Raw genomic sequence first — 23,678 nt, 5'->3', positions numbered from 1 at the left:
CGAGCCAACTACGCAACGCCAGAACGGATGTGAGCTATGACAATCGCAGTGCCCAACCCCACTGCCGGCCTCACCGACGAGCAGCTCGCCGCGCGCGAGCGCATCTATTCGCTGCCGCTGAACGAACTGGATCCCGGCGATCCCGCTTCGTTCCGCGTACAGGAGATGTGGTGGAAATTCGAGCGGCTCCGCAACGAGGACCCTGTGCACTTCACCGCCGCCGAGTTCAGTGAGCAGGGCGACTACTGGTCGCTGACGAAATGGGACGACATCGTCGCCGCCGACACGGACCACGAGACGTTCTCTGCCGATGCCGGCATCGTGCTGCACCCCGGATCCGAGACCGACGAGCCATCGCCGCACCGCGGTCGCAGGGTCCTGGCCGACGACGACGAGTCAGGACCGGAGCCCATGGATGCCGCCGACGAGGGCGAGCAGCGCTCCATCCGATCGCTGCTCAGCATGGATCCGCCCGATCACGAGATCCATCGCGGCGCGGTCTCCGACGGCGTCGCGCCCGCCACGCTCAAGTCGCTCGAGCCGCTGATCAGGGAGCGGGCTGGTGCCATCCTCGACGCACTGCCCATCGGCGAGGAGTTCGACTGGGTGGACAGGGTGTCGAAGGACCTCACCGCCATGACACTGGCCACGCTCTTCGACTACCCGCAGGAGGATCGCCGCCAGCTCACGTTCTGGTCGGACGTGATGACCATGGTGCCCGGCCCCGACCGGCCGGTGAAGACCGACGAGGAGAAATCGGCAGTCATCTCCGAGTTCACCGACGCATTCCTCGCCATGTTCCAGGATCGTGTCTCGCACGAGCCGCGCGTCGACTTCATCTCGCTGCTCGCGCACAGCCCGCACGCCAAGGACTTCACCTTCGCCGAGCTCTTCGGTGACGGCGTGGTGCTGCTGGTCGGCGGCAACGACACGACGCGCAACACGATCACCGGATCGGTCTACGCCTTGAACAAGTGGCCGGAGCAATACGACAAGCTGCGCGCGAACCCGGCGCTGATCCCGTCCATGGTCTCGGAGACGATCCGTTGGCAGACACCGCTCACGCACATGATGCGTCGGGCGACGCGGGACGTGGAGGTCGGCGGCAAGCTCATCCGCCGCGGAGACCGCGTTGCGCTTTGGTATGTCTCCGGCAATCGCGACGAGGACAAGGTCGAGAACCCGAACGACTACATCGTCGACCGCAAAAACCCCAGGCAGCACCTGTCCTTCGGGTTCGGCATCCACCGGTGCCTCGGCAACCGGCTCGCGGAGCTCCAGCTGCGGATCATCTGGGAAGAGATCCTCGCCCGGTTCCCCGAGATCGTCGTTGTCGACGAGCCCACATTCAGCTTCAACAACTTCGTGAAGGGGTACGACGAGATGCGCGTCGTCATCCCGCGCCGCAACTGACCCGCGTTCATATCCGCCGCACCACCCAGCCACGAAAGCGCCGCCTCGTCACGAACGAGCGTCTCCAGCCACGAAAGAGAAGGTTTCATGCATGCATTCGCCGTCCTGAGCCCTCAGGACCGCTCGATCGTCGATGTCGAGCTGCCCACCCCTGAGCCCGAGGGGTCGCAGGTGCGGCTGAAGGTCATCCATTCCGGCGTGTGTCACAGCGACGTGCACCTGCGAGACGGATACTTCGACCTCGGCCGAGCCGGTCACCTGGACATGGGGGAAGGCATGACCTACCCCGTGGTCATGGGACACGAGACCGTTGGCGTGGTCGAGGCGATCGGTCCAGACGTGCACGACGTGCAGGTGGGCGACCACCGCCTCGTCTACCCGTGGATCGGCGACGGCACCTGCGCCGAGTGTCAGGCCGGGCGCGAGAATCTGTGCGCGTCGCCGCGAGCGCTCGGCATCGATGCACACGGTGGATATGCGGACACCATCCTCGTACCGCACGAGCGCTATCTCGTCGACATCGAAGGTCTGGACGAGGCATGGGCTGCGACGCTCGCGTGCTCCGGCCTGACCTCGTTCAGCGCAGCACGCAAGGTGCTGCCCGGCGACCCCGCCGCACCCGTCGTGGTGATCGGGGCCGGAGGCGTCGGTCTCATGGCGATCGCCGCTCTCCGCGCGCTCGGCCACGAACGGATCATCGCCGTCGACCTTCAACAGCGCAACCTGGAGCTCGCCGGCGAGCTGGGAGCCACGGATGCCGTGTCGGCCGATTCCGAGAATCTGCCCGGCACCATCATGGCAACCGCGGGCGGACAGGTCGCGGCCGTCATCGATTTCGTGAACAGCTCGAGCACCGCACCCGTCGGATTCGCCATCGTGCGCAAGGGGGGACGCATGGTGCAGGTCGGCCTCTTCGGCGGCGACCTTCTGGTCCCGACCGCGCTCCTGCCGTTGCGCGCGATGACCATCGAGGGCAGCTATGTCGGCACCCTCGACGACCTGCGCGAGCTGGTGGACATCGCCAAGCGCGGCGCGCTCCCCCATCCGCCGATCACGAGCGCGGAGCTGTCGGCAGCTGTCGTCGAAGAGAGCCTCACCAGGCTGAAGGCTGGCGGGGTGCCAGGCCGCATCGTGCTGAACGCGCGCTAGCCGCCACACTCGCCCGACGTTCAGTGGCACCCCGCCTCGTCGTCGCCCGGCGCCTCACCTGCGACGATTTCCTGGCGCTTGGTGCCGATTCCGGCGACGGAAGCGGCACCAAGCGCCAGGAATTCTGCACCATCGATGCGAAGCGACGAGACACGCCATGCCTGCCCGGTTGCAGCATCACCGGTAGGTGTCGTCGTCCACGCTCATGCCGTCGAGTCCCAGACGCTCGATCATCGCCAGAGTCGCCTCGATCACCCCGTCGGCCGCCTGCCGGTTCTTGCTCGCCATCACCTCGCGGCTCGCCTCCGCGACGACGGCGGTCATGACGGAGACCGTCAGGCGGGCGATCGGATCGCTGGAGGCGTGCAGGAACAGCGTGTTCTGCTCCAACCACTCGTCACGGCGTACGCGACTTGTGACGTCGAATCCGGGCGGGCCGTCCTGGATGCTGAACAGCCGGCCCGTCCTGCGCTGCTTCCAGCTGGCGACGAGGAACCCCTTGGCACCGGCCTTGAAGAGCTGCAACGTGTCCGTCTCGCCCTGCCCGCGCGCGTCGAGGATCGCCTTGGAGACCGCCTCCTCCTGGTGGTCCATCCAGTCGTCCCAGAGCGCCAGGTAGATGCCGCTCTTGTCGCCGAAATGGTGGTAGAAGCTACCGGTGCTCGAGCTGGCGCGCTGCACGATGTCATCCACGCTGGTCTTGGCGTAGCCGCGCTCCACGAAGAGTTCGAGGGCCGCGCCGAGGAGCACCTTCTGGGTCACCCCGGTTCTGCCCCACTTCCACGGCGCACGCGCGTGGGATGTGGTCTCCTCGGCCATTGCCGGCCCCCTCTCGTGCTGGAACACCCTCGTGCCCGAGCACCCGCTCCGGCCGAGACACCCTGCATGGGCGCGAGCCGTGCGGGCGCTCACGTTCCCTGACAAGCGAGGGTAGCCGCATCCGGAATCGACGGCACCCGGCTGCCGGTTTTCACCGACACCCATCCCGATGACCAACCGTTGTCGGAGCGCAATTCTAGAGGTATGTTCTAGTAATAGTCGTGGCAGCCGCCACCGTCGATGAAGACGAGGCGAGGGCGCCGCCACCGGTTCGGCAACGGACTTCGAGCAACGAGCTTCGAGCAGCGACACGGTGGCGACGATCGCCCTCCGCATTGCTCCTCGCAGCAAAGGAGGAGGGTCGCGTGTCGATCTCGAACGTGGTCATCATCGGCGCCGGGCAGGCCGGCTACCAGACGGCTGCGTCCCTTCGGCAACACGGATTCGACGGCTCCATCACACTCCTCAGCGACGAGGCGGAACTCCCCTACCAACGTCCGCCGTTGTCGAAGGGCTACCTGCTGGGCACGCTGGACGAGCGGCGCCTTGCCCACCGACAGGAACGCTGGTACGAGGATCAGCGCGTGACTCTTCTGCACGACGCCGCGGTCGGCATCGAACGGGCGTCTCACACCGTGACGTCCGCGTCGGGAGCCGAACTGACCTATGACCACCTGGTGCTGGCCACCGGAGCACGCAACAGGAACCTGCAGCTCACGGGCAGCGACCTCGACGGCGTGACCGGGATGCGCACCAAGGCCGACGCGGACTCCCTGGCCGCGCGATTGCATCCCGGCAGCAACGTGATCGTCGTCGGCGCGGGATTCATCGGCCTGGAGTTCACCTCCGTGGCCGCAGCCCTCGGGGCCACGGTACACGTCTTCGAACTCGCCGACCGGCCGATGGGCAGAGCGCTCACGGATGCCACAGCGGAGTTCTTCCGGGTCGCTCACGAGCGCCGCGGCGTGCGCTTCGACTTCGGGCAGGGCCTGACGAGCATCGACGGATCGGGCGGCCGGGTCACCGGCGTCACCACGGGCGACGGCCGCACCCTGGATGCCGACATCGTCGTGACCGGAATCGGCGTCGTTCCCAACACCGCCCTGGCCGAGGCCGCAGGGCTGGAGGTGGAAAACGGCATCCGAGTGGACGCGAAGCTCGTCACCGCGGATCCGCACATCTCGGCCGTCGGCGACGCCGTGAGCTTTCCCTGCCGACACCTTGGCGGGGTTCCGATCCGGCTCGAATCGGTGCAGAACGCCGCCGACCATGCCAGACATGTCGCAGCGCGTCTGATGGGCAAAGCCGACGACTACGGTGCACTGCCGTGGTTCTGGTCGGACCAGGGCGAGTACAAACTGCAGATCGCCGGCCTCTCCCAGGGTTATGACCGGCTGGTGGACCTTTCCGCCGTGGATGCCGGGCAGAAGGCTGTGCTGTGCTTCAGGGACGACAGACTCGTCGCGGTCGAGACCGTCAACCGACCGGGCGACCACATGATCGCCAGGCGCCTGCTTGCGGGGAGTCCTGGGCTCACCGTGCGCGAAGCGGAGCAGCCGGGATTCACGCTGAGCGACTACGACCGCGGCGGGCGAGTCGTCGAGAGCGCCGTTGTGGGCCTTCAGGCGTCCGGTGGCGCATGATGGTCGCCTGCGTTCCGCCGATGCTGAGGGTATGACGGTCGCCGAGCGCGGCATCCGTTGTTGCCGAGCAGGCGATGCGCACCGGGTGCACCGCACTCACGAGACGCGAGGAGAGAAGAATGCAGGTCGTCTGCCCATGCGGAGCCGTTCTCGAGGGCGAGAGCGAGGACGAGGTCGTCGAGGCGACTCGGGAGCATCTGCGGGACGCGCATCCCGGTCGGGAGTACACGCGGGAGCAGATCCTGTTCTTCGCCGAGTGACGACGGAGGTCCCGCCTCCGGCGTAGGCGGAGTGCGAGACGACCCATCGGCCCTTCGGACGTCAGCGCCTGTGGCGCGGCTCAGGGCGCGATTCGGAGGACGTCCCTGATGGCGGTTCTGACGGCGGTTCTGACGGCGGTTCTAGCGGTGGTTCTGATCGCGACTCTGTCGGCGGTTCCTGGCCTGCCTCGGAATGGGGCTCTGGTCGCGATTCCGTCGGCCGTTCCGAACCCGGATCCGCGCCCTCGCCCGTTGTCCCCGGGACCGACTCGGGTCTCAGGGTCTCGCCGCCATGCTCGAGAGCATCCCTGATCGTGTCGTAGACGCGTCCTTCATTGAGGAGCCCCGTGAACCACGCCGTCTTCTCGAGCAGCTCCCTTGCTCCCGGCTGCACGTGCGCGAGCAGGAGACGCACGCCGACCCCGTCGAGCTCGCGGTCGAGATCCTCGAGCCCGTCCAGGACGGTCGCTGTCGTGATGCGCATCCGGCCGAGCCCGAGCACGACCGCACGCACGGGTTGGGCGGCGGCCGTGAGCGCGAGAACGCGGTTCTCGGTCTCCAGCACGTTGACCGTGTACACCGCACTCTCCACCGCGAGCGCCAACACCTCGCCGCGCTTCTCACGCTGCACGACGTTGACCCTGTTGAGCTCGCGGATGACGAGGGCGAACGTGATGACGATCCCCGCCGCGACAGCGATGAGCAGTCCGGCGCTCAGGCCGAGGGCCGCGACGACGATGGCTATCCAGAAGTCCCGCCTGCTGAGCGTGGCCAATCGGATGAGTGCCCTCACGTCGATCAGACCGACCACCGCCACGAACACGAGCGAGGCGAGCGTGGCCTGGGGCAGCAGGCTGAGCACGGGCGCGAGCAGCACGGCGACGAGGATGGCCAGCACCAGCGTCACGAGGCCGGACACCTGCGATCGCGCGCCCGCGTTCTTGTTCACTGCGCTCTGCGAGAACCCGCCTGCCGCCGGCATGGCCTGGAAGAACGCGCCGGCCACGTTCGCGACCGCCGTGGCGAGGAGTTCCCGATTGGAGTCGATCTGCGGTTCTCCCGGTTCCCTGATGCCGCGCGCGACGGCCGTCGACTCCAGGAACGCCATCACGGCGATGGCCAACGCGCCGGGGATGAGTCCGACGATGTGCGTGAACGACGGCAGCGTCGGCAGGGGAACGCCGTACGGCACCTGGGCGATGAGCTTGACACCGGCATCCGTCAGCGGTGTGAATGCGGCCAGCAGGATGCCTGCGGCCACCACGATGAGCGGCCCTGGCACCCGCTTCGCGAAATACTTCAGCAGAAAGAGCACGGCGACCGAGGCCGCCGAGAGGATGATCGTGGGCAAGTTGGCGTGCGGGACCGCCTCGACGACGGCGATGATCGAGCGGATGAACCCGTGGCCGCTCACGTTCCCTGTCTCGCCGAGCAGCTTCGGCAGCTGGCCTACAGCGACCGTCGCCCCCACGCCGACCTGCACGCCGATGATGGTCGGCTTGTTGATGGCCTCCACGACGGAGCCGAGACGCAGCAGCCGCGCGAAAAGCAGGATGGCGCCGACGAGCAGCGTGAGCATGCAGAGATCGGAGATGGGGTCCTTGGTGGACGCCGCCACGCCGGCCGAGACGAGCGTCGTGGCGGTGAGCGTGGCGATGGTCGAGGTGGTCGACACGCTCATCGCCCGTGAGCCGCCGAGCATGGCGTACACCAGCATCGGCACCATGCAGGTGTAGAGCCCGACCTGCACCGGCAGGTTCGCGATCGTGGCGTACGCCATCGCCTGGGGGATGACGACGGCACCGGCGGACAGGCCGGCGAGGACATCCCATCCCAGGTTGCCAGGGCGATATCCGGCCAGCGTCGGCAACAGCCAACGGCCGGTGGTCGAGCGCGGTCGGGCGAGCGACGTCATGCTCGTTGCTTCGGAACGGGGAATACCGTCGACCAGTCGTCCTTCACGCTCACGACCGTGTAGCCGCGAGCAGACGCTCCGGCCAGCGCGTTCTCGGCCCCTTTGTCGTACGGCGCGTCGCCGCGGCCCGAGTCGTCGTCGTGGTGCACAAGCAGTGCCAGCCCGCCGTTCGCGCGGGCGAAGTCGAGCATCTGCATGTCGCCGTTCGAATTGCCGCCCGCCAGCAGGGGACGGCGGCCGATCCGCGACCAGATGCGCACGGGCTTCTGCGGACCGTCATCGAAGAAGTCGAGCGCCGCTGTGTAGCGCACGTCGGACGAATCCTCGTCATAGCTGAGGCCGAGTGCGGTTCCCACGACGCGTTCCGGCGGGATCCCGTAGTACTCCTGCGTCATGGGGCGCATGAAGTCGCGTTCGCCGCCGGAGACGATGTACACGGTGAATCCGTGCGCCTCGAGGTAGCGCAACAGCTCGACCATCGGCCGGTACACGGTATCCGCGAACGAGGTGCCAAGGATCGGATGCTTCTGCGTGGCGTAGAACTCGCCCACCGACGTCGCGTACTCCTCGACGCTGGCATCGGAAGAGACGCCGGCCACGGCGGCGATGATGAGACGGAGGTCGTCGTCGTCGCCTGCGTAGTGCTTGTCGATGGCACCGCCCAGCCAGCCGAGGTCACCGGTCACTGCGGCCTTGTATGGCTGCTTCTGCGCCAACGACGGATCCGCATCGGCCTGCTTGCGCCATTGCTGTACCACATAGATGAGCTGCGTCGGCATGGGCTTCTCGGTCCACAGGGTCCCGTCGTTGTCGAAGACGGCGATGCGCTGCTCGACGGGCACCGCGTTGTCGCCCGTGCTCACGTTCTCGACGAATTCGACGATCCGCCTCTTGGTGTCCCCGTCACGCCATGATTCGAGTTCGGTCACGCCATCCTCCTCGGTGCAGTGGTCTGAATACGGCGATGGCGCCGTCCGCGCGGATCTCTCGCGAGGGCGGCGCCATCGGCACAAGGCTCAGTCGCGCGCCATCGCCGCCGCGAGATGTGCCTCCAGGTCGACGTACGCGTCATCCGCGATGTCGAAGACGACGCGTTCGATGGTGCCCCCGGAGAAATCGAACCCGTAGCCGTACAGGTCCGACACCGGGTCGGCGCTGTCACGACCGATCGTGAGCCCCTCGCCGCAGAGCGAGAAGTGCCCGAGCACAGTGCGGATCTGCTTCTCTCCCACCTGCTGATCGTCGATGTACAGCTTCACCGGACCCTTCGGCTCGCGGTACTGGCCGATGCCCTCCTTCACGAACTCCACACCGATGATGTGCTTGCCCGATGTCGGGACCTGTGCGGAGACGTGATCCTCCGGCGGGATGCCCAGGAAGTTGTACACGTAGTGCACCTGACCGTCCTTGACCACGAGTGCGTGCCCGCCGAACCGCGAGCCGTGCGCGAAGATCACACCCTGCGTGTCGGGCGTGAACTCGACCTCCGCGGCGATCTTGTACGAGCCGCCGTGCACGTTCGCGGCACTGCGCTCGGGAACCTCGCTGGTACCCGGGTAGTAGATGAACTGTCCGGACGGCGGTGCCGGCTGGTGGAACTCCATGGCGACGAAGGTCTCGAAGTCCTTCGGGTTGCCGATGATCTGCAGGTCGTTCAAGGGCAGAACGTCGTTGCGCTTCGCCTCCGACAACCAGAGCTCCTTCAGCTCTTCGACCTTCTCGGGATACTGGTCGGCCACGTCATGCGCTTCCGACCGATCGACATCGGTGTGGAACAGCTGCCACGTGTCGTGGTCGAAGCCGCTCATGCCGCTCACCGGACCGTGCTCGGTGACAGCCTTCCAGCCGTCCTGCCAGATGCCGCGGTTGCCGAACATCTCGTAGTACTGCACGGGCTTCGTCGTGGCGGCCTCCGGCGAGTCGAAGCTGTAACGCATCGACACCCCGTCGAGTGGACGCTGCTTCACGCCGTTGTACTCCTCGGGCATCTCCACTCCGCACACGTCGAGGATGGTCGCGACAATGTCTGTCGAGTGGTGGTACTGAGTGCGGACCTCGCCGCGAGCCTTGATGCCCGCCGGCCACGAGATGACCAACGGGTCGCTGATGCCGCCCTGATACACGTATCGCTTGAACATGCGGTACGGGGTGGAAAAGGCTGCGGCCCATCCGGTCGGATAGTGGTTGTACGTCTCCGGCGAGCCGAGTTTGTCGACCATGCGCAGGTTCTCGGCCTCGTCATCCGGGTAGCCACCGAAGATCTTGCCCTCGTTGACCGACCCGTTCGGCGATCCCTCACCGGATGCCCCGTTGTCCGCCGCATAGATCACCAGAGTGTTCTCGAGCTGGCCCGATTCCTCGAGGTAGTCGATGATCCGACCCACCTGCGCATCGGTGTACTCGCTGAAGCCGGCGTACACCTCCGCCATACGGCAGAACATCGCCTTCTCCTCGTCGTTCAGCTCGGCCCAGGGCCGCACGAGATCCGTCTCGCTGAACGTCCCAGGCGGCATCGGGTTCAGCTCGGTGAGCTCGGTGCCCTCCGGCAGGATGCCGCGTTCGGTCATCCGCGGAAGCACCCACTCGCGATAGGCCTCGTATCCGTCGTCGAACACGCCCTTGTACTTGTCGATGTACTCCTGGGGCGCGTGGTGCGGCGCGTGGTTCGCGCCGGGGCAGAACCAGAGGTACCAGGGACGATCCGGCTCGGTCTGCTTGACGTCGCGGATCATCTTGAGCGCCTGGTCGGCGAGGTCCTTCGACAGGTGGTAACCGTCCTCAGGCAGGTACGGCTGATCGATGTAATGGTTGTCCTCGGCGAGCGACGGATACCAGTTGTTCGTCTCGCCGCCGACGAATCCGTAGAAACGGTCGTAGCCCTGCGCGAGCGGCCAGTTCTTCTTGTTCGCGCCAGCCGTCCACTCGTCGATCGGCACGTTGTGGTTCTTGCCGACCCAGAACGTCGACCAGCCTGCATCCCGCAGCACGTTCGCCATCGTCGCGTTCGTCGGCGGGATGTGCGAGTTGTAGCCCGGGAAGCCGGTCGAGGACTCCGAGATGGATGCGAACCCGTTCGCATGGTGATTGCGTCCGGTCAGGAACGTCGACCGCGTGGGCGAGCACAACGCCGTCGTGTGCCATTGCGCGTAGGTGAGTCCGTTCTTCGCAAGACGGTCCATCGTGGGCATGTTGATGCGACCCCCGTAGGGCGACCATGCGGCCTGCCCGGTGTCGTCGTAGAGCACGACCAACACGTTCGGCGACCCCGTGGGCGCCTGGTCCGAGAGGAACGCGGGCCAGTCGGCCGTCGAGTCCCGAACGTCGAGCTTGATGTCGCCCCTGAATTCCCGTGGCATCCGCATCCTCCCCAGTGCATGGATCGCTCGGTGTCACGACGCAATGCAGCCCGCGTCGCACAGCTCACGCTAAGAGCGGATGTCCCGCCCCCGCCCTGCCTGCGGCCCAATCACCCGATTAGTGCGACGCCATGCTGCGCCACGCGCTGCACCTCACCCGGATGCGCGTCGCCGGTCGCCCGTTATCCACCGCGACCACCGCGCATCCGGATCGATCTCCACGACGAGCGCTCGGGTCAGCAGTGTCATCGGGATGGCCAGGATGGCGCCGACAGCGCCGAGCACGACGGTCCAGAACAGCACCGAGAAGAAGGTCAGGGTCAGGCCGAGGGAGACCGTGGTGGAGACGAAGCGCGGCTGAACGAGCTCCTGCAGCACGACATTGATGACGCAGTACGCCACGATCACGCCGAGCGCTTGCGGCCACCCGCCCGCGATGAGCGCGAGCACCGTCGGCGGGATCATGCCGATGACGAAGCCGATGTTCGGCACGTAGTTCGTCACGAAGGCGAGCACGATCCAAATCGGAACGCCGGGAACGCCGAGCGCCCAAAGCACCACGCCGTCGAGCAGCGCGACGACGACACCGAAGACGGAGTTGACCACGAAGTACGCCCGCACGCCGTGCGCCCACCCGCCGAGCGCGTCGAGCAGCGGACCGTGCCTGTCACCGAACTCGTCTCGCAGTTCGGAGACGCGTGATCCGTCGGCCGCCATGAAGATGAGGTAGGCGAGCACGAAGAAGAACGCGAGGGCTGTCGAGAAGACGGCGTGGACGATCCCGGCCGCCACGGTGGCAAGCGCCTTCGGATCGACGGCCGTTGCGATGCCCGAGGTCGAGTGCGCGTCGACGCCGATGGACTCCAGGAACGACTCGAACGAGGCTGTGGCCGATCCGAGCGCGGCGCTCTGATCGCCCACCAGGTGACCGAACTGCACGGCGGCGAAGACGATCATGCCGCCGATCACGATGAGCGCGGCGTACGCGACGGCGATCACGGCCGTCGTGCCCACCCAGCGCGGGGCTCCCGCACGATCGAGGCCGCGGCGCACCGGATGCACCGCCACCACGATGACGAGCGCGGTCAGGGCGGGAGCGATCAGGTCGCGTCCGAGCCACAGGCACACGATCGCGACACCGGATGCTGCCAGCACCAGCACCACGCGGGCTCCCGGCCCGAAGCCGCCGCGGGCAGAACGCGAGGCGGTGTTCTCGGCCGGGTCACGCATCCGTGGAGCTCTCGGACGCGGACGCGGTGGGCGCCTTGCCGCGCTTGATCGCCTTGGCCTCCTGCCTGCTGCGCTTCAGCGCAGCCGTCTCCTCGGCGATGTACGGCTGCGTGTCACGCAGGTCGCCGATGATGGGCCGCCACCACCGTGCCCGGGGGTCGGAGTCGATGAGGATGGTGCGCACGAGCAGCGTGAGCGGCACCGCCAGGATCGCGCCGATCGGGCCGATCACGACCGCCCAGAACAGCACGGAGACGAACGTGATGGTCTGGCTGAGCGCGACCGCGTTGCCGACGACGCGGGGCTGGATGATCGACTGCACCACGGAGTTGATCACGCCGTACACGACGATGATCGCGATGAACACGCCCCAGCCGCCGGTGAGCAGTCCGAAGACGAGGGGCGGGATGATCGCGATGAAGTACCCGATGTTCGGGATGAAGCTGCAGAGGAACGACAGCATTCCCCAGAGGAACGCGCCCGGCACCTGCATGATCGCGAGGGCGGCCCAGTTGAGGAGACCCTGGGCGATGCCGAGGCCCGTCGTCGCCACCATGTACTTGCGCACCCCGACGGCGAATCCCGACATCGCCGCCACGAGGTTCGGACGGTGAGTCGCCACCTGCTTCGAGATCGCGGACAGCGCGCTGGCGTCGACGGCCATCAGGATGAGACAGGTGAGAATCACGACGAGCCCGAACGTGATGTTCGCGACGCTGCCGAGGATCCCGCCCACCGCACCGATGAGCCGCGACGGATCGAATCCCGAGACCACCGCCTGCACCTGCGCCTGATCGAATCCGACGGACTTGAGCCAGGATCCGATCGTCTTGCCGATCTCCTCGAGCTGCGGGGCGAATTGCGGGAGCAGCGCGGCGAACTGTGCGAGGGCCACGATGAGGGCTGTGACGAACGCCGCGAGCAGCACGAAGACGGTCGCGATCACCGATCCTGTCGCCAGGCCACGCGACACGCCCCGCTTCTCCAGCGCGCGGCGGAGCGGATGGACGCACACGGTCAGGATCAGCGCGAGCAGCACCGGGGCGAGGAATCCGCGCAGCCAGTACATGCCGACCGCGGTGACGACGCCGCCGGCAAGCCCGAGCAGGATGGCGTCGGCACGCGGGAGCGCCGGGGCGGGCCGTAGCTCCTGGTCGTCGACCGCGGGCTCCTTCGGAGCGGTCTCCGTCTTGCGACTACGCCACCACGACATCGAACCCCCTCCGTCGGTGCTCAAAGCTAACGATCGCCCCTCCGACCCCTGAGCCGGCTCGTGTCTATCACCCGAAACGGAGGACCGCGTCTGCTGAGAGCGCGATTAGCGTCTACTGAGTCGGACCGCCGATCGGAGGCTGCCATGGGACCCGTCATCGGAAGCACCCTGCCCCTCGCGATCGGCATCGCGATCAGTCCCGTTCCGATGATCGCCGCCATCCTCCTGCTGCTCTCCCCGAAGGCGAAGAGCACGGGAATCGGCTTCCTGCTGGGCTGGGTGGTGGGCATCACTGTCGCAGTCATCGTGTTCACTGCTCTGTCGTCGATTCTTCCGGCGAGCGACCCGGATGCGACGCATCCGATCGTTGGCGTGATCGACATCGTGCTCGGTGCGCTGCTGCTCCTGATCGGAATCCGGCAGTGGCGGAGTCGACCCAAGTTGGGCGAGGAACCGAAGCTTCCCGCCTGGATGAAGGCGATCGATACCATGACGGCCATGCGCGGATTCGTGCTCGGCATCCTGCTGTCGGCCGTCAACCCGAAGAACCTCCTGCTCGCCGTGAGCGCCGGGCTCGCCATCGGCTCGTCCGGAATCGCCGTGTGGCAGATCGTCATCGTGATCGTGGTCTTCGTGCTGATCGCGGCGTGCTCGATCCTGATCCCCGTCGTCGCCTACCTCACTGCCTCCAAGCAGATGAGCGGACCTCTGGAGACCCTGCGCGGCTGGCTCACCGACAACAACGCCACGATCATGGCCGTTCTGATGTTCGTGATCGGTGTCGTGGTGATCGGCAAGGGCATCGGCCAGTTCTGACCCGCACTGCACCACGCGCCCGCGTACTCCCCTCCCCGCGCCGAGAGTGCCCGACTTTCCTCCCGAAGGTGCCCGATCCTCCACTCGAAGGTGCACGAGTCTCCTCCCGAAAGTGCGCGACCGTCCGACTGATCGTGGGCAGATGCACACCGAGCGGGTCGTCCGCTACGCCGACGGGCAGCGCTCAGTTGTCCTGACGCACCTCGAGGATCTCCAGCCCCATGTCGGCGATGCGTGCCAGCAGTCCGTGCAGCTCGCTCTGGTCACGCAGAGTCCCGACCAGAATCGTCGTCGAAGGGGCGATCTGCACCGCTTCCATCTCGGGGAACGCGGCGGCGAGGCGTTCGGAGAACGGATAGGGAAGGCGGATCTCGTAACGCTTCATTCCGCACCCTCCCTCGACCGCATTTCAAGGGTCGTACGGGGCGTCGTCCGACGCGTCACCTACCGCGGGTGATTCGATCCGACCCGTTCCATCCGCTGCACGTCGGCCATGGAATCGTGCATTCTCGCGCTCCAAAGCGTGCACTCTCGCATCCGGTTTCGTGCGCTCTCGCACCAGGATTCATGCGCTCTCGCGGGTCAGATCAAGCCCAGCCGCTGCGCCGTGGCGACCGCCTCGCTGCGGTCCGAGACCCCGAGCTTCTGGTAGATGTTCCGCAGGTGCGTCTTGACGGTGTTCACGCTCAACGAGTGCCGCTGCGCGATCTCCGCCACCGACTGGTGCACCGGCAGTTCCAACAGAATGTCCCGCTCTTTCGCCGTGAGCGATTCGATCACGAGCGCGTCGGAGTTCGTGTTCCGCGCGCTCGACGGCGCGCGAGCGAGGATCCTCCTGGCGTCCTCCTCAAGATGGCCGAAGCGTCCGAGTCGCCGCGAGATCAGGCCGACGCCGTCGAGGGCCGGGGCGAGGAACGGACGCTCCAGGCGGTAGCGCACGGCGAGCTCGACGGCACGCACGGTCAGTGCATCCGCCTCCGCGCTGCGTCCGTTCTCTTCCGCCGAGCGAGCGAGCAGCAGTGCCGCCGTGACGAACGACGCCGGATGCCACGCCTTCTCCCCCGAGGCCGCTTCCTCAAGCTGCCGGGCAGCCGGTTCCGTGTTACGCAGCGGCGAGCTCAGCACGAACCGCGCGATCGCCGCTTCGAGGCTGTTCGGCCCGAGCACGGAGAAGACGAGCTCAGCGGTCTCCCGCGCCCTGGCCCGCCCGTCCAGCCCGAGTCGGGCGGAGATCATCCGCGGTGCGACGAGCGCGAGCGTCCGCGGTACGTAGACGCCCGTCTCGCGCATCAGCCGCTCGACGTCGTCGAGGGCCCGGCGCGGGTTCTGAGTCGTGTCGAGCGCGGGCAGCAGCTCGAGCACGCGCGCGGTCGTGCTCAATTCGGGATCGAGACCGAGCGGATCGGATGCCATCACATCGTGCAACGAGAGCGGGTCGCCTTCCACGCAGCGCAGGTAGCGGCGGGTGGCTGCGACCACCTCGACTCGGCGCCGCACCCTGTCGCGGGGCGCGGCCGTGAAGCGATCAGCGGCCTGAACGAGCCGGTCTTCCAACTCGACGGCTTCGTCCCAGCGTCCGAGGTCGCTCAGGATGGCGATGGACAGCTCGCTCGCCACGAGGAACAGCCAGCCCAGTCCGGCGCGGTGCGCCGAGACGCGCACATCACGCATGACGGTGTGGGCTCGTGACGTCTCCCCGATGCGGGCGAGCAGCCATCCCTCGGCCGTGGCACACAAGAGATCGAGACCGAGGTTCGCTCCCCGTTGTTCGGCGGCGAGCACATCCGCCAGCCGGGATGCGCCGGCGAACGACCGCCTGTCCCTCACCTCCACGAAGCAGCGCACGGCATCCAGGGCGACGACCCAGGCGTCCGCGGTCGAGGCCGGGGCGGTCGCGGTGACAGCACGATCGGCGAGCGCCAGAAGGTGGTGCGCACGCCGCGGGTCCGCGAACGTCGGCGCATCCAGCAGCAGGCGGAGCACCAGGGCGACGAGCGGCTCGCTGTCTTCCGTTGTGTAGCGCGCGAGCGCCGACGCGATCAGCTTGCTGCGGCCCTCGAGCGCCAACTCGAGCCCGACACGGGAGAGCATGTCCGTCAGAACGCCGAGGTCGGCAGAGTCGATCGCCTGCTGTACGGCATCCGCAGGACGTTCGTGCGCAGCGAACCAATCGGCGGCCTTCGCGTGCGCCTCCGATGCCGCGTGCCTGCTGATCCGGCGTGCCTCCGCGCCGAGGAAGGCCAGAAGCACCGGATGGAACCGGAAGCCCTGCGCGTCCTCTGTCAGCAACGCGTTCGTCGCTGCAACACGATGGAGCACCGCGGCAACGTCAGAAGATCCCGAGAGCAACGCCGCCAGATCTGCCGGGACGTATGCGCTGACCGCCACGGACGTGAGCACGCGACGCGTCTCCTCGTCGAAGCCGGCGAGCACCTCGGACATGAGGAAGTCGGCCACGGCTCCGTCGTCTCCGCTGAACTCGCCGACGGAGGCGTTCGGGTCGGCGCTCCTGGTGAGCCACGGCATGGCGAGCGTGATCGCCGTCGCCCAGCCGCCCGTCCGTGCGGCAAGCGCCGAGGCTACCTCCGGTGTCAGCTCGATTCCGTGTCGGTCAGCCAGCATGAGCACATCGTCACGTGTGAAGGCGAGGTCCTCGGTGCGCACCTCGAGGAGCCGACCGGATGCCTGCAGGAACGCCAGTCCCGTCACCGGCTGGTACCGACCGGCCACGACGATGCGCACGGTGTCCGACTCCTCTTCGAGGAGCGCGGAGAGCGCCGCCTTGGCTCGGGCGGAGGTCAGCAGGTGAGCGTCGTCCACGAAGAGCACGATCCGCTGCCTGGCAGCGCGCGCCTCGGACAGCACGTCGGGAAGGGCGATGCCCTGCACCCAGCGCACCGTCTCGCCACGATCCCGAAGGATGCGCGCCCAGCGTGCCATGAGCACGCTCTTGCCTGCGCCCGCAGCCGCCCACAGGGCGACCGCGGTGTGCGTGCCGCGAAGCAATTGCTCGATCGGTTCGTCGAGTCGCGTCCTGGCGATCTCGAAGACCGCTTCCACCGGAATGGCGGATCGCTCGACAAGCGCCTCTCGGCCGCGCTTGGCTTGACCTGCGGCTTCGGACCGGGCCGATCGTGATCCCACTGTTGACATGCAATTTCCCCCCGGAGCATGAACAAGGCCACCCTATCCGGGTGGCCCGGGGATTCGCACGCCATCGCGGCCACGACTTCACCCGGACTGGGTGTGCCTCGCACGGATCGCCTGGCCTAGCTTGGGGTGCGATCGCAAGCCTCGCGATCGCATCCGTGCCGCGCCCGACGGCGCATGAGGGGAGGAACCCGCATGAGTTTCTGGGACAATTTCTGGAACGTGCTCTGGGTCATTTTCTGGAGTTTCGCGTTCATCGCGTACCTGTTCGCACTGTTCGCGATCGTCGCGGACCTGTTCCGCGATCACAAGCTGAACGGCTGGTGGAAGGCCCTGTGGATCATCTTCCTGATCTTCGTGCCCTTCCTCACCGCACTCGTCTACCTCATCGCGCGCGGCCGCGGCATGGCGGAGCGCAGCGCCAAGGAACAGCGACAGGTGCAGCAGGCGACGGACCAGTACATCAAGCAGGTTGCAGGGGCGTCGCCCGCCGATGAGATCGCCAAGGCGAAGGCGCTTCTGGACGCCGGCACGATCACCCAAGCTGAGTACGACTCGCTCAAGGCCAAGATCCTCGCCTGACAGACGGGAACACACACATGTCTTTCGCGAATTTCGTCTGGATGTTCATCGACATCCTTCTCTTCGCGGCCTACCTCGTGGCCGTCTTCTACATCCTGTTCGATCTCTTCGCCGACCAGTCGCTGAACGGTTGGTGGAAGGCCCTGTGGATCATCTTCCTGATCTTCGTGCCCTTCCTCACCGCGCTCGTCTACGTGATCGCCCGCGGGCGCGGAATGGCCGAGCGAGCGCAACGACGTCGCGGCGTCGTGCCTGAGGACGACTCGTACAGACCGCAGGCGTCAGCCAACCCGGCCAGTGACATCGCCAAGGCGAAGGAGCTCCTCGACCAGGGCGCGATCTCGCAGGGCGAGTTCGATGCCATCAAGAGCAAGGCGCTGACCGGCCGCTACTGACCGGAACGCACCGACCGTCGCCGCCGACCGACTGGGCGACACGGGCGCGGATGAGGGGCGGAGCCTTCGGGCTCCGCCCCTTTGCCGTGCCATGCGGATGCCGTGGCCGCCATCCCGCGTTCAGCCTGCTATACAGAGAAAGTTAGATGGGACTAACTTTTCAGGAGGACCCACCCTTCGATGGTCCATCACGGCGGCAGGACGGCATGACTCGGGAATCCACAACGGACGAGGGCACGGGCACGCTCGCGCCCGGCAAGGCGCCGGAGCGACGCCTGCTCTGGCTGATCGGGCCGGCCTTCGTCGCCGCCATCGCCTACGTCGACCCCGGCAATGTCGCTGCGAACCTCACGGCCGGGGCGCAGTTCCAGTACCTGCTGGTGTGGGTGCTCGTCGCCGCGAACATCATGGCCGTGATCGTGCAGTACCTCTCCGCCAAGCTCGGCCTCGTCACGGGCCGCAGCCTCCCCGAATTGTTGGGCGATCGGATGCCGCGCACGGGCCGACTGCTCTACTGGGCGCAGGCGGAGCTCATCGCCGCCGCGACAGACATGGCCGAGGTGATCGGCGGGGCCATCGCCCTGCAGATCCTGTTCGGCGTGCCGCTCCTCGCAGGCGGGGTCATCGTCGGCGTTGTCTCGATGGCGCTGCTGGCGATCCAGTCCCGCCGCGGGCAGCGCACCTTCGAGTTCGTCATGATGGGGCTGCTCGCGGTCATCACCATCGGATTCGTCGCAGCCCTCACCGTGAGTCCGGTCGACTGGGGTGCTGCCGTCGCCGGCATCGTTCCCCGGTTCGAGGGATCCCGTTCCGTGCTGCTCGCTGCCAGCATGCTCGGCGCCACGGTCATGCCCCACGCCGTCTACCTGCACTCGGCACTCGCGCTCGACCGGCACGGAGCATCCGAGGATCCGGCGCGGGTGCGTCACCTGTTGCGCGCGAACCGCTGGGATGTGATCTTCGCTCTGATCATCGCCGGATCGGTGAACATCGCGATGCTGCTCCTCGCCGCCGCGAGCCTCTCCGGTGCAGACGGCACCGACACGATCGAGGGCGCTCACCAGGCCATCACCCAGGCACTTGGGCCCGCGATCGGCGTGGTCTTCGGGATCGGCCTTCTGGCGTCGGGCCTCGCCTCGACCTCCGTCGGCTGCTACGCCGGGGCGTCGGTGATGTCCGGCCTGCTGCACGTGCGCGTCCCGCTGCTGGTGCGGCGGGCTGTCACGCTCGCACCGGCGCTCATCGTGCTCGGGCTCGGGCTCGACCCCACGTGGGCGCTCGTGATCAGTCAGGTGGTGCTCAGCGTCGGCATCCCGTTCGCCGTGATCCCGCTCGTCTGGTTCACGTCGCGACGCTCCACCATGGGCGTCTTCGCAAACCGCACGCCGCTCAGGATCGCGGGAATCGTGACCGTGGCGGCCATCGTCGGGCTGAACGGCGCGCTGATCGTGCTGACGGCATCCGGACGCACTTAGTCGTACTATCGGCGGGTGCCTTCTGTGCGACGAAGCCTGACGGATGCTCAGCGACGCGAATTCCACGATGCGCTCGATGCGCGTCGGCGAGAAGTGCTGGCCAGACAGGGGCGCCTGGACGAATCGCTGAGCGACGCACGAGAGGCGCGTTCGGGCGGGCAGGCGGACGACGAGCACGACCCGGAGGGTCCGACCATGGCCGCGACGTGGTCGCAGCTGACCGGTCTGCACGACGAGCTCGACGTCGAACTCACGGAAGTCGACCACGCGCTGACTCGCATCGAGGCCGGCACCTACGGCGTCTGCCAGAACTGCGGCAAGCCCATCGGCGTTGCCAGGCTGCGCGCACGGCCCTACGCGGAGCTCTGCATCGACTGCGCGAAGGCGCTCGAGGCGCACTGATCCGGCCCCGCTCCGGCGCCGCTTCCCGCAGGCCAAGCTGCCCGCTCCCGAACCCCCTCCCGCACGCTCCCGCACGCTCCCGCACGCCACTCCCTGACTCCACTGTCCCTTGATGTCGCCTGCGGCGTTCACACGCGACACGAACGGACAGCCGAGCACGCCGGATGGGGGTGCGCCACCCTCCGTTCATGCCGCGTGGTCGGCGCGTGTGCGTGAGAACCGGGCGGACGAGTGGAGACGCGGTCACGCGCCGAGTGAGAGATCGGGCTCCTTCGTGATGCCGAATTCGTGCTGCAGCGCGCGCAGCGCAGCGTTCCAGCCTGCAAGCCCGTGTACTCCGGGACCCGGCACCGTCGACGCCGAGCACAGGTAGACCCCGCGCACCGGCGTCTGCCACGGATGAGGTCCGAACGTCGGCCGGGCGATCAGCTGCCCGAACGTGACGGCGCCCGACGCGATGTCGCCGGCGACATCGTTCGGATTGCGTCTGTCGAGCTCCTGCGCGCTCTGCCCGCTGCTCGCGACGATCGTGTCGCGGAATCCCGGCGCGAAGCGTTCGATGCGCTCCACGATCGCCTCCCGCGGATCCACGGCGGATCCGGCGGGCACGTGCGTATACGCCCAGAGGACGTGGCGGCCGGGGGCACGATCCGGATCCAACAGCGTCGGCTGGGCGGTGAGAACGTAAGGATCACGCGCTCGGCTGCCCGCCGCCACCGCCGCCTCCGCGTGCACCAACGCCTCGCGCGGGCCGCCGACGTGCACCGTCACCGCGCTGCGCAGCTCCTCGTTGGCCCACGGAACGGGCTCGGACAGCACGAAGTCCGCCTTCGCCGCCGCGTTGCCGTAGCGGAACCGACGATACGGTCCGGATCCCGTCATCCGGTCGCCCGCGAGCTGCAGGAAGGCGCGCGGGGTGACATCGAGGAGCGTCACGCGGGCCGGCGGCAGCTCATCGAGACCGCTCACCCAGACGCCGGTCTCGATGCGTCCGCCGTGCGCGGCGAGGTCGTCGGCCATGGCCTTCGCGATCGCGCCGCTGCCGCCGCGCGGAATCGGCCATCCGCCGGCATGGGCGAACGCAGCGAGGGCGAGCCCGGCCGCTGCGGTACCCAGGGCGGGCATCCGCTGGATCGTGTGCGCGAACACACCGGTGAGCAACGCGGCAGCGGCGACGTCGTCGAAGACGCCGTCCCACAGGCGGGTGCCGTGCCGGAGCGCGCGCAGCCCGAAGCGGGCGAGCGTGAGCGGATGCCGCGGCATCCGTAAGAGGGATCCCCCGATGGTCTCCCCCAGCGCAGCCCCGCCATCCCGGACCACCGGCGCGAACAGCCGCCGCCACGCGATCCCGTCCGGGCCGAGCTCGAGCGCTGTGCGCTCCAGGTCGCGGTAGGCGATCGCGGCGCGACCGCCATCGAGCGGATGCCCGTACGAGATCTCCGGAACGAGCAGCTCGATGCGGCGCCCCAGCTCGAACCGGCGGAAGAACTCGCTCGCCAGCGCCATCGGATGCACCGCGGAGCACACGTCGTGCACGACGCCAGGAAGCGTGAGCTCCGCGGACGAACTGCCGCCTCCGATGTGGTCGGCACCCTCGAGCACGGTGACCTCGAGGCCCGCACGGGCGAGCGTGACGGCTGCCGCAAGCCCGTTCGGTCCGGATCCGACCACCACGGCGTCCTGCACTGCGCACCTCCCGTCGGCGTCGGTTCGCATCCCGGGGACCGGCCGCCGGGGCGTGTCCTTCCGTTCTACTCGAACGCACGCCGCATGGAACCCCTCCGGGTGCGGCGCGGTCGATCCGCGGCAGCAGATCCGACGTCGACCGGCACGTAGAGGTGACCATGAATGTGCCGAAACGGATGAAGGCCGCCCCTGAGGGCGGCCTTCATCCGTTTCACGTCGAACTCGACAGTTCGCGACAACAACCCAGGTTGCTTTCGGCGCGTGCGCGCCTCAACCCTCAATCGTGTGGAGATGGGGGGAATTGAACCCCCGTCCATCGCTGTGGTCATACGCCTTCTACGGGCGTATCCAATGAAGACGCTTTGCTCGGTTCCGGAACTTGCCATTGGCAGCTGATCCGACGAACCCAGTCACGGTTGGAGTCCCTCTACGTCCCATGACGATTCGTAGAAGCAATCTCTCTAGCTGACGCCAGGATCCGGGTAGAGAGCATTCCCGGGCTGACGGTCTCTCAAGTCGCTAAGAACGACTAGGCCGCGAGAGCGACCTGGGCCTTAGCGGAGACAGTGCTGTTGGAATTGGCACTTATTTTTTGCAGAGATCGTTAACGAGATAACCCTGCATCCTCGACCCGCTTCTCGTAATCTCGCAGACGATGTCGAAACCGATCATCCCCATGGGCGGGTTGTTGTCGCGCTGTTGAGTTCTGAAGGAACGTCCGCCGCAGCGGCGGTCTTTTAGAGTACAACACAGACCACCGTCATGTCATGCCCGGATGTGCGAACCTGGAGGGGTGGCATCCGCAATCAGCGACCCGGCGACGATCGAGCGCACCGAGGAAGACCTCGACCTCACGCCTCGGCACAGCCTCGACACTCCGTGGCGCGCCGTCGTGTGGAACGATCCGGTGAACCTCATGTCGTACGTGGTGTACGTGTTCCGCAGCTACTTCGGGTTCAGCCAGGAGAAGGCCACCAGGCTCATGCTCCAGGTGCATCACGAGGGCCGCGCCATCGTCGCGACGGGCGCACGCGAGACGATGGAGGCGCATGTGCACGCCATGCACGGATTCGGCCTCTCGGCGAGTGTCGACCGGGCCGAGTCGTGACCCGCATCCGCCGCACTCGCGACGGCCGGATCGCCGTCACGCTGTCGAGCGACGAGTTCATCGCGCTCACCCGCATGGAGGCGGATCTGCTCGGCACGCTCGCCGATCGCCTCCGATCCGTCGCCGACGGCGCCGTCGTGCCGTCCCCGCTCTTCCCTGACGCCTATCGCGACGACGATGAGGCCAGCGCCGAGTTCCATTCCCTCACCGACGTCGACCTCGTCACGTCGAAGAGCGGCGGTGCGCGCGGTGTTATGGATGCATTCACGAACGCCGAGCCCGCGTCATCCGGTTCACTGCTGCGCGGCCCGCAGGCACGCACGGTGACCTTCGACGATGCGGGTGTGCACGCACTGCTGCGCAACGTGACGGATCTGCGGCTCCTGCTCGCGGATCGTCTGGCGATCGAGCACGACGGCGACGATGGCCTCGCAGGAGCCGAGCACGACCTGGATCGCGCGCTGTACTGGTGGCTCGGCGAGACTCAGGAACGCCTTGTCGCGGCGCTCAGCATCGGCGCGTTCGGCAGGTCCGCCGGCTGAGGCCCTACTCGCCGAGGTGGTTCCTGCCGGCCATTGCACGGTCCGCCTCGCGCTTGTCCTGACGTTCGCGGAGCGCCTGGCGCTTGTCGTACTCGCGCTTGCCCTTCGCGACACCGATCTCCACCTTGGCCCGACCGTCGGCGAAGTAGAGCTGCAGCGGGATCAGCGTGTAGCCGCCGTCCTTGATCTTGTTGGCGATCTTCACGATCTGCTGCTTGTGCAGCAGCAGCTTGCGCTTGCGGCGCGGCGCGTGATTGTTCCACGTGCCGTCGAGGTACTCGGGGATGTACACGGCATCGAGCCACGCCTCTCCCCCGTCGATGAACGCGTAGCCGTCCACGAGCGACGCACGTCCCTCGCGCAGTGACTTCACCTCGGTGCCGGTGAGCACGAGCCCCGCCTCATACGTGTCCTCGATGAGGTAGTCGTGGCGGGCGCGGCGATTCGTCGCCACCACCTTCTGACCACGTTCCCTGGGCATGGTTCGTTCTCCTCGTCGGCCGATCGTCGCCGCTGTATCATGC

At 67.3% G+C, this 23,678-nt stretch carries 21 protein-coding genes and 1 other RNA gene; 11 read left to right on the top strand and 11 right to left on the bottom strand.

Going from position 1 to position 23,678, the window contains the following annotated elements; all coding sequences use genetic code 11:
• Nucleotides 1-36 precede the first annotated feature (36 nt).
• Nucleotides 37-1,413: a cytochrome P450 gene (locus ACX9R5_RS10605; RefSeq protein WP_459408936.1), complete on the top strand. Its 1,377-nt coding sequence runs from the start codon at nucleotides 37-39 to the stop codon at nucleotides 1,411-1,413.
• Nucleotides 1,414-1,500: 87 nt separating this feature from the next.
• Entirely contained in the window at nucleotides 1,501-2,562 is a 1,062-nt protein-coding gene (locus tag ACX9R5_RS10600; RefSeq protein WP_459408935.1) for an alcohol dehydrogenase, read from the top strand.
• Nucleotides 2,563-2,739: 177 nt separating this feature from the next.
• Here the strand turns inward: ACX9R5_RS10600 and ACX9R5_RS10595 are convergent, their stop codons facing one another.
• Nucleotides 2,740-3,381: a TetR/AcrR family transcriptional regulator gene (locus ACX9R5_RS10595; protein ID WP_459408934.1), complete on the bottom strand. Its 642-nt coding sequence runs from the start codon at nucleotides 3,379-3,381 to the stop codon at nucleotides 2,740-2,742.
• A gap of 365 nt (nucleotides 3,382-3,746) precedes the next feature.
• On the opposite strand from ACX9R5_RS10595, the gene ACX9R5_RS10590 reads away from it, so the two are divergent.
• Both ACX9R5_RS10590 and ACX9R5_RS10585 read left to right on the top strand, forming a co-directional pair.
• Complete coding sequence (locus ACX9R5_RS10590; RefSeq protein WP_459408933.1) at nucleotides 3,747-5,024, top strand: NAD(P)/FAD-dependent oxidoreductase; 1,278 nt, start codon at nucleotides 3,747-3,749, stop codon at nucleotides 5,022-5,024.
• Between the two features lie 119 nt (nucleotides 5,025-5,143).
• Nucleotides 5,144-5,284 (top strand): DUF1059 domain-containing protein, encoded by a 141-nt coding sequence (locus ACX9R5_RS10585; protein ID WP_459408932.1) that lies wholly within the window; start codon nucleotides 5,144-5,146, stop codon nucleotides 5,282-5,284.
• A gap of 61 nt (nucleotides 5,285-5,345) precedes the next feature.
• Here the strand turns inward: ACX9R5_RS10585 and ACX9R5_RS10580 are convergent, their stop codons facing one another.
• From ACX9R5_RS10580 to ACX9R5_RS10560, 5 genes are all read right to left on the bottom strand, one after another.
• Nucleotides 5,346-7,199 carry a SulP family inorganic anion transporter gene (locus ACX9R5_RS10580; protein ID WP_459408931.1) on the bottom strand — a complete coding sequence of 618 codons (1,854 nt, stop codon included), beginning with the start codon at nucleotides 7,197-7,199 and terminating at the stop codon, nucleotides 5,346-5,348.
• Nucleotides 7,196-8,128: an HAD family hydrolase gene (locus ACX9R5_RS10575; protein WP_459408930.1), complete on the bottom strand. Its 933-nt coding sequence runs from the start codon at nucleotides 8,126-8,128 to the stop codon at nucleotides 7,196-7,198. The genes ACX9R5_RS10580 and ACX9R5_RS10575 overlap by 4 nt, the downstream gene beginning before the upstream one ends.
• Nucleotides 8,129-8,215: 87 nt before the next feature.
• A complete protein-coding gene (locus ACX9R5_RS10570; protein WP_459408929.1) occupies nucleotides 8,216-10,555 on the bottom strand; it encodes an arylsulfatase in 2,340 nt (779 codons plus the stop codon).
• 153 nt (nucleotides 10,556-10,708) lie between these two features.
• Nucleotides 10,709-11,785 carry an AI-2E family transporter gene (locus ACX9R5_RS10565; RefSeq protein ID WP_459408928.1) on the bottom strand — a complete coding sequence of 359 codons (1,077 nt, stop codon included), beginning with the start codon at nucleotides 11,783-11,785 and terminating at the stop codon, nucleotides 10,709-10,711.
• The gene (locus ACX9R5_RS10560) at nucleotides 11,778-12,998 is read right to left on the bottom strand and encodes an AI-2E family transporter (RefSeq protein ID WP_459408927.1); all 1,221 of its coding nucleotides are present in this window, start codon (nucleotides 12,996-12,998) and stop codon (nucleotides 11,778-11,780) included. Before ACX9R5_RS10560 ends, ACX9R5_RS10565 begins: the two co-directional genes overlap by 8 nt.
• Nucleotides 12,999-13,142: 144 nt before the next feature.
• Between ACX9R5_RS10560 and ACX9R5_RS10555 the strand changes: the two genes are divergently transcribed.
• Nucleotides 13,143-13,814: a GAP family protein gene (locus ACX9R5_RS10555; RefSeq protein ID WP_459408926.1), complete on the top strand. Its 672-nt coding sequence runs from the start codon at nucleotides 13,143-13,145 to the stop codon at nucleotides 13,812-13,814.
• Nucleotides 13,815-13,998: 184 nt separating this feature from the next.
• On the opposite strand, the gene ACX9R5_RS10550 is transcribed toward ACX9R5_RS10555, so the two are convergent.
• Nucleotides 13,999-14,199, bottom strand: a complete 201-nt coding sequence (locus ACX9R5_RS10550; RefSeq protein WP_459408925.1) for a hypothetical protein — start codon at nucleotides 14,197-14,199, stop codon at nucleotides 13,999-14,001.
• 197 nt (nucleotides 14,200-14,396) lie between these two features.
• On the bottom strand, nucleotides 14,397-16,967 hold the full coding sequence (locus ACX9R5_RS10545) for a helix-turn-helix transcriptional regulator (RefSeq protein WP_459408924.1): 2,571 nt from the start codon (nucleotides 16,965-16,967) through the stop codon (nucleotides 14,397-14,399).
• Between the two features lie 192 nt (nucleotides 16,968-17,159).
• Here ACX9R5_RS10545 and ACX9R5_RS10540 point away from each other — a divergent pair, with 192 nt between their 5' ends.
• From ACX9R5_RS10540 to ACX9R5_RS10525, 4 genes are all read left to right on the top strand, one after another.
• Nucleotides 17,160-17,546, top strand: coding sequence for an SHOCT domain-containing protein (locus ACX9R5_RS10540; RefSeq protein WP_459408923.1), 387 nt, complete (start codon nucleotides 17,160-17,162; stop codon nucleotides 17,544-17,546).
• Between the two features lie 17 nt (nucleotides 17,547-17,563).
• The gene (locus tag ACX9R5_RS10535) at nucleotides 17,564-17,941 is read left to right on the top strand and encodes an SHOCT domain-containing protein (RefSeq protein WP_459408922.1); all 378 of its coding nucleotides are present in this window, start codon (nucleotides 17,564-17,566) and stop codon (nucleotides 17,939-17,941) included.
• 206 nt (nucleotides 17,942-18,147) lie between these two features.
• The gene (locus tag ACX9R5_RS10530) at nucleotides 18,148-19,416 is read left to right on the top strand and encodes an Nramp family divalent metal transporter (protein WP_459408921.1); all 1,269 of its coding nucleotides are present in this window, start codon (nucleotides 18,148-18,150) and stop codon (nucleotides 19,414-19,416) included.
• A 15-nt stretch (nucleotides 19,417-19,431) separates the two neighbouring features.
• Nucleotides 19,432-19,818 (top strand): TraR/DksA family transcriptional regulator, encoded by a 387-nt coding sequence (locus ACX9R5_RS10525; RefSeq protein ID WP_459408920.1) that lies wholly within the window; start codon nucleotides 19,432-19,434, stop codon nucleotides 19,816-19,818.
• A gap of 243 nt (nucleotides 19,819-20,061) precedes the next feature.
• Here the strand turns inward: ACX9R5_RS10525 and ACX9R5_RS10520 are convergent, their stop codons facing one another.
• Entirely contained in the window at nucleotides 20,062-21,504 is a 1,443-nt protein-coding gene (locus ACX9R5_RS10520) for a phytoene desaturase family protein (protein ID WP_459408919.1), read from the bottom strand.
• Nucleotides 21,505-21,787: 283 nt separating this feature from the next.
• Nucleotides 21,788-22,180, bottom strand: a transfer-messenger RNA (tmRNA) gene (gene ssrA, locus ACX9R5_RS10515).
• A 147-nt stretch (nucleotides 22,181-22,327) separates the two neighbouring features.
• Between ssrA and clpS the strand changes: the two genes are divergently transcribed.
• Nucleotides 22,328-22,612 carry an ATP-dependent Clp protease adapter ClpS gene (gene clpS, locus ACX9R5_RS10510; RefSeq protein WP_459409075.1) on the top strand — a complete coding sequence of 95 codons (285 nt, stop codon included), beginning with the start codon at nucleotides 22,328-22,330 and terminating at the stop codon, nucleotides 22,610-22,612.
• Entirely contained in the window at nucleotides 22,609-23,154 is a 546-nt protein-coding gene (locus tag ACX9R5_RS10505) for a DUF2017 family protein (protein ID WP_459408918.1), read from the top strand. Before clpS ends, ACX9R5_RS10505 begins: the two co-directional genes overlap by 4 nt.
• Before the next feature lie 4 nt (nucleotides 23,155-23,158).
• Here ACX9R5_RS10505 and smpB read toward each other — a convergent pair whose 3' ends face one another.
• Nucleotides 23,159-23,635, bottom strand: a complete 477-nt coding sequence (smpB, locus tag ACX9R5_RS10500; RefSeq protein ID WP_459408917.1) for an SsrA-binding protein SmpB — start codon at nucleotides 23,633-23,635, stop codon at nucleotides 23,159-23,161.
• Nucleotides 23,636-23,678 lie beyond the last annotated feature (43 nt).

The sequence above is a fragment of the Rathayibacter sp. CAU 1779 genome (assembly GCF_054551755.1).
This window is presented reverse-complemented; position numbering and strand designations above follow the sequence as displayed.

Excerpts from the sequence above, each read along its gene's own strand:
- ACX9R5_RS10535 (WP_459408922.1), top strand. The coding sequence starts at position 17,564 with ATGTCTTTCGCGAATTTCGTCTGGATGTTCATCGACATCCTTCTCTTC.
- ACX9R5_RS10550 (WP_459408925.1), bottom strand. The coding sequence starts at position 14,199 with ATGAAGCGTTACGAGATCCGCCTTCCCTATCCGTTCTCCGAACGCCTC.
- ACX9R5_RS10570 (WP_459408929.1), bottom strand. The coding sequence starts at position 10,555 with ATGCCACGGGAATTCAGGGGCGACATCAAGCTCGACGTTCGGGACTCG.
- ACX9R5_RS10580 (WP_459408931.1), bottom strand. The coding sequence starts at position 7,199 with ATGACGTCGCTCGCCCGACCGCGCTCGACCACCGGCCGTTGGCTGTTG.
- ACX9R5_RS10555 (WP_459408926.1), top strand. The coding sequence starts at position 13,143 with ATGGGACCCGTCATCGGAAGCACCCTGCCCCTCGCGATCGGCATCGCG.
- ACX9R5_RS10540 (WP_459408923.1), top strand. The coding sequence starts at position 17,160 with ATGAGTTTCTGGGACAATTTCTGGAACGTGCTCTGGGTCATTTTCTGG.
- ACX9R5_RS10545 (WP_459408924.1), bottom strand. The coding sequence starts at position 16,967 with ATGTCAACAGTGGGATCACGATCGGCCCGGTCCGAAGCCGCAGGTCAA.
- ACX9R5_RS10560 (WP_459408927.1), bottom strand. The coding sequence starts at position 12,998 with ATGTCGTGGTGGCGTAGTCGCAAGACGGAGACCGCTCCGAAGGAGCCC.
- ACX9R5_RS10605 (WP_459408936.1), top strand. The coding sequence starts at position 37 with ATGACAATCGCAGTGCCCAACCCCACTGCCGGCCTCACCGACGAGCAG.
- ACX9R5_RS10595 (WP_459408934.1), bottom strand. The coding sequence starts at position 3,381 with ATGGCCGAGGAGACCACATCCCACGCGCGTGCGCCGTGGAAGTGGGGC.
- ACX9R5_RS10585 (WP_459408932.1), top strand. The coding sequence starts at position 5,144 with ATGCAGGTCGTCTGCCCATGCGGAGCCGTTCTCGAGGGCGAGAGCGAG.
- ACX9R5_RS10565 (WP_459408928.1), bottom strand. The coding sequence starts at position 11,785 with ATGCGTGACCCGGCCGAGAACACCGCCTCGCGTTCTGCCCGCGGCGGC.
- ACX9R5_RS10530 (WP_459408921.1), top strand. The coding sequence starts at position 18,148 with ATGACTCGGGAATCCACAACGGACGAGGGCACGGGCACGCTCGCGCCC.
- smpB (WP_459408917.1), bottom strand. The coding sequence starts at position 23,635 with ATGCCCAGGGAACGTGGTCAGAAGGTGGTGGCGACGAATCGCCGCGCC.
- ACX9R5_RS10600 (WP_459408935.1), top strand. The coding sequence starts at position 1,501 with ATGCATGCATTCGCCGTCCTGAGCCCTCAGGACCGCTCGATCGTCGAT.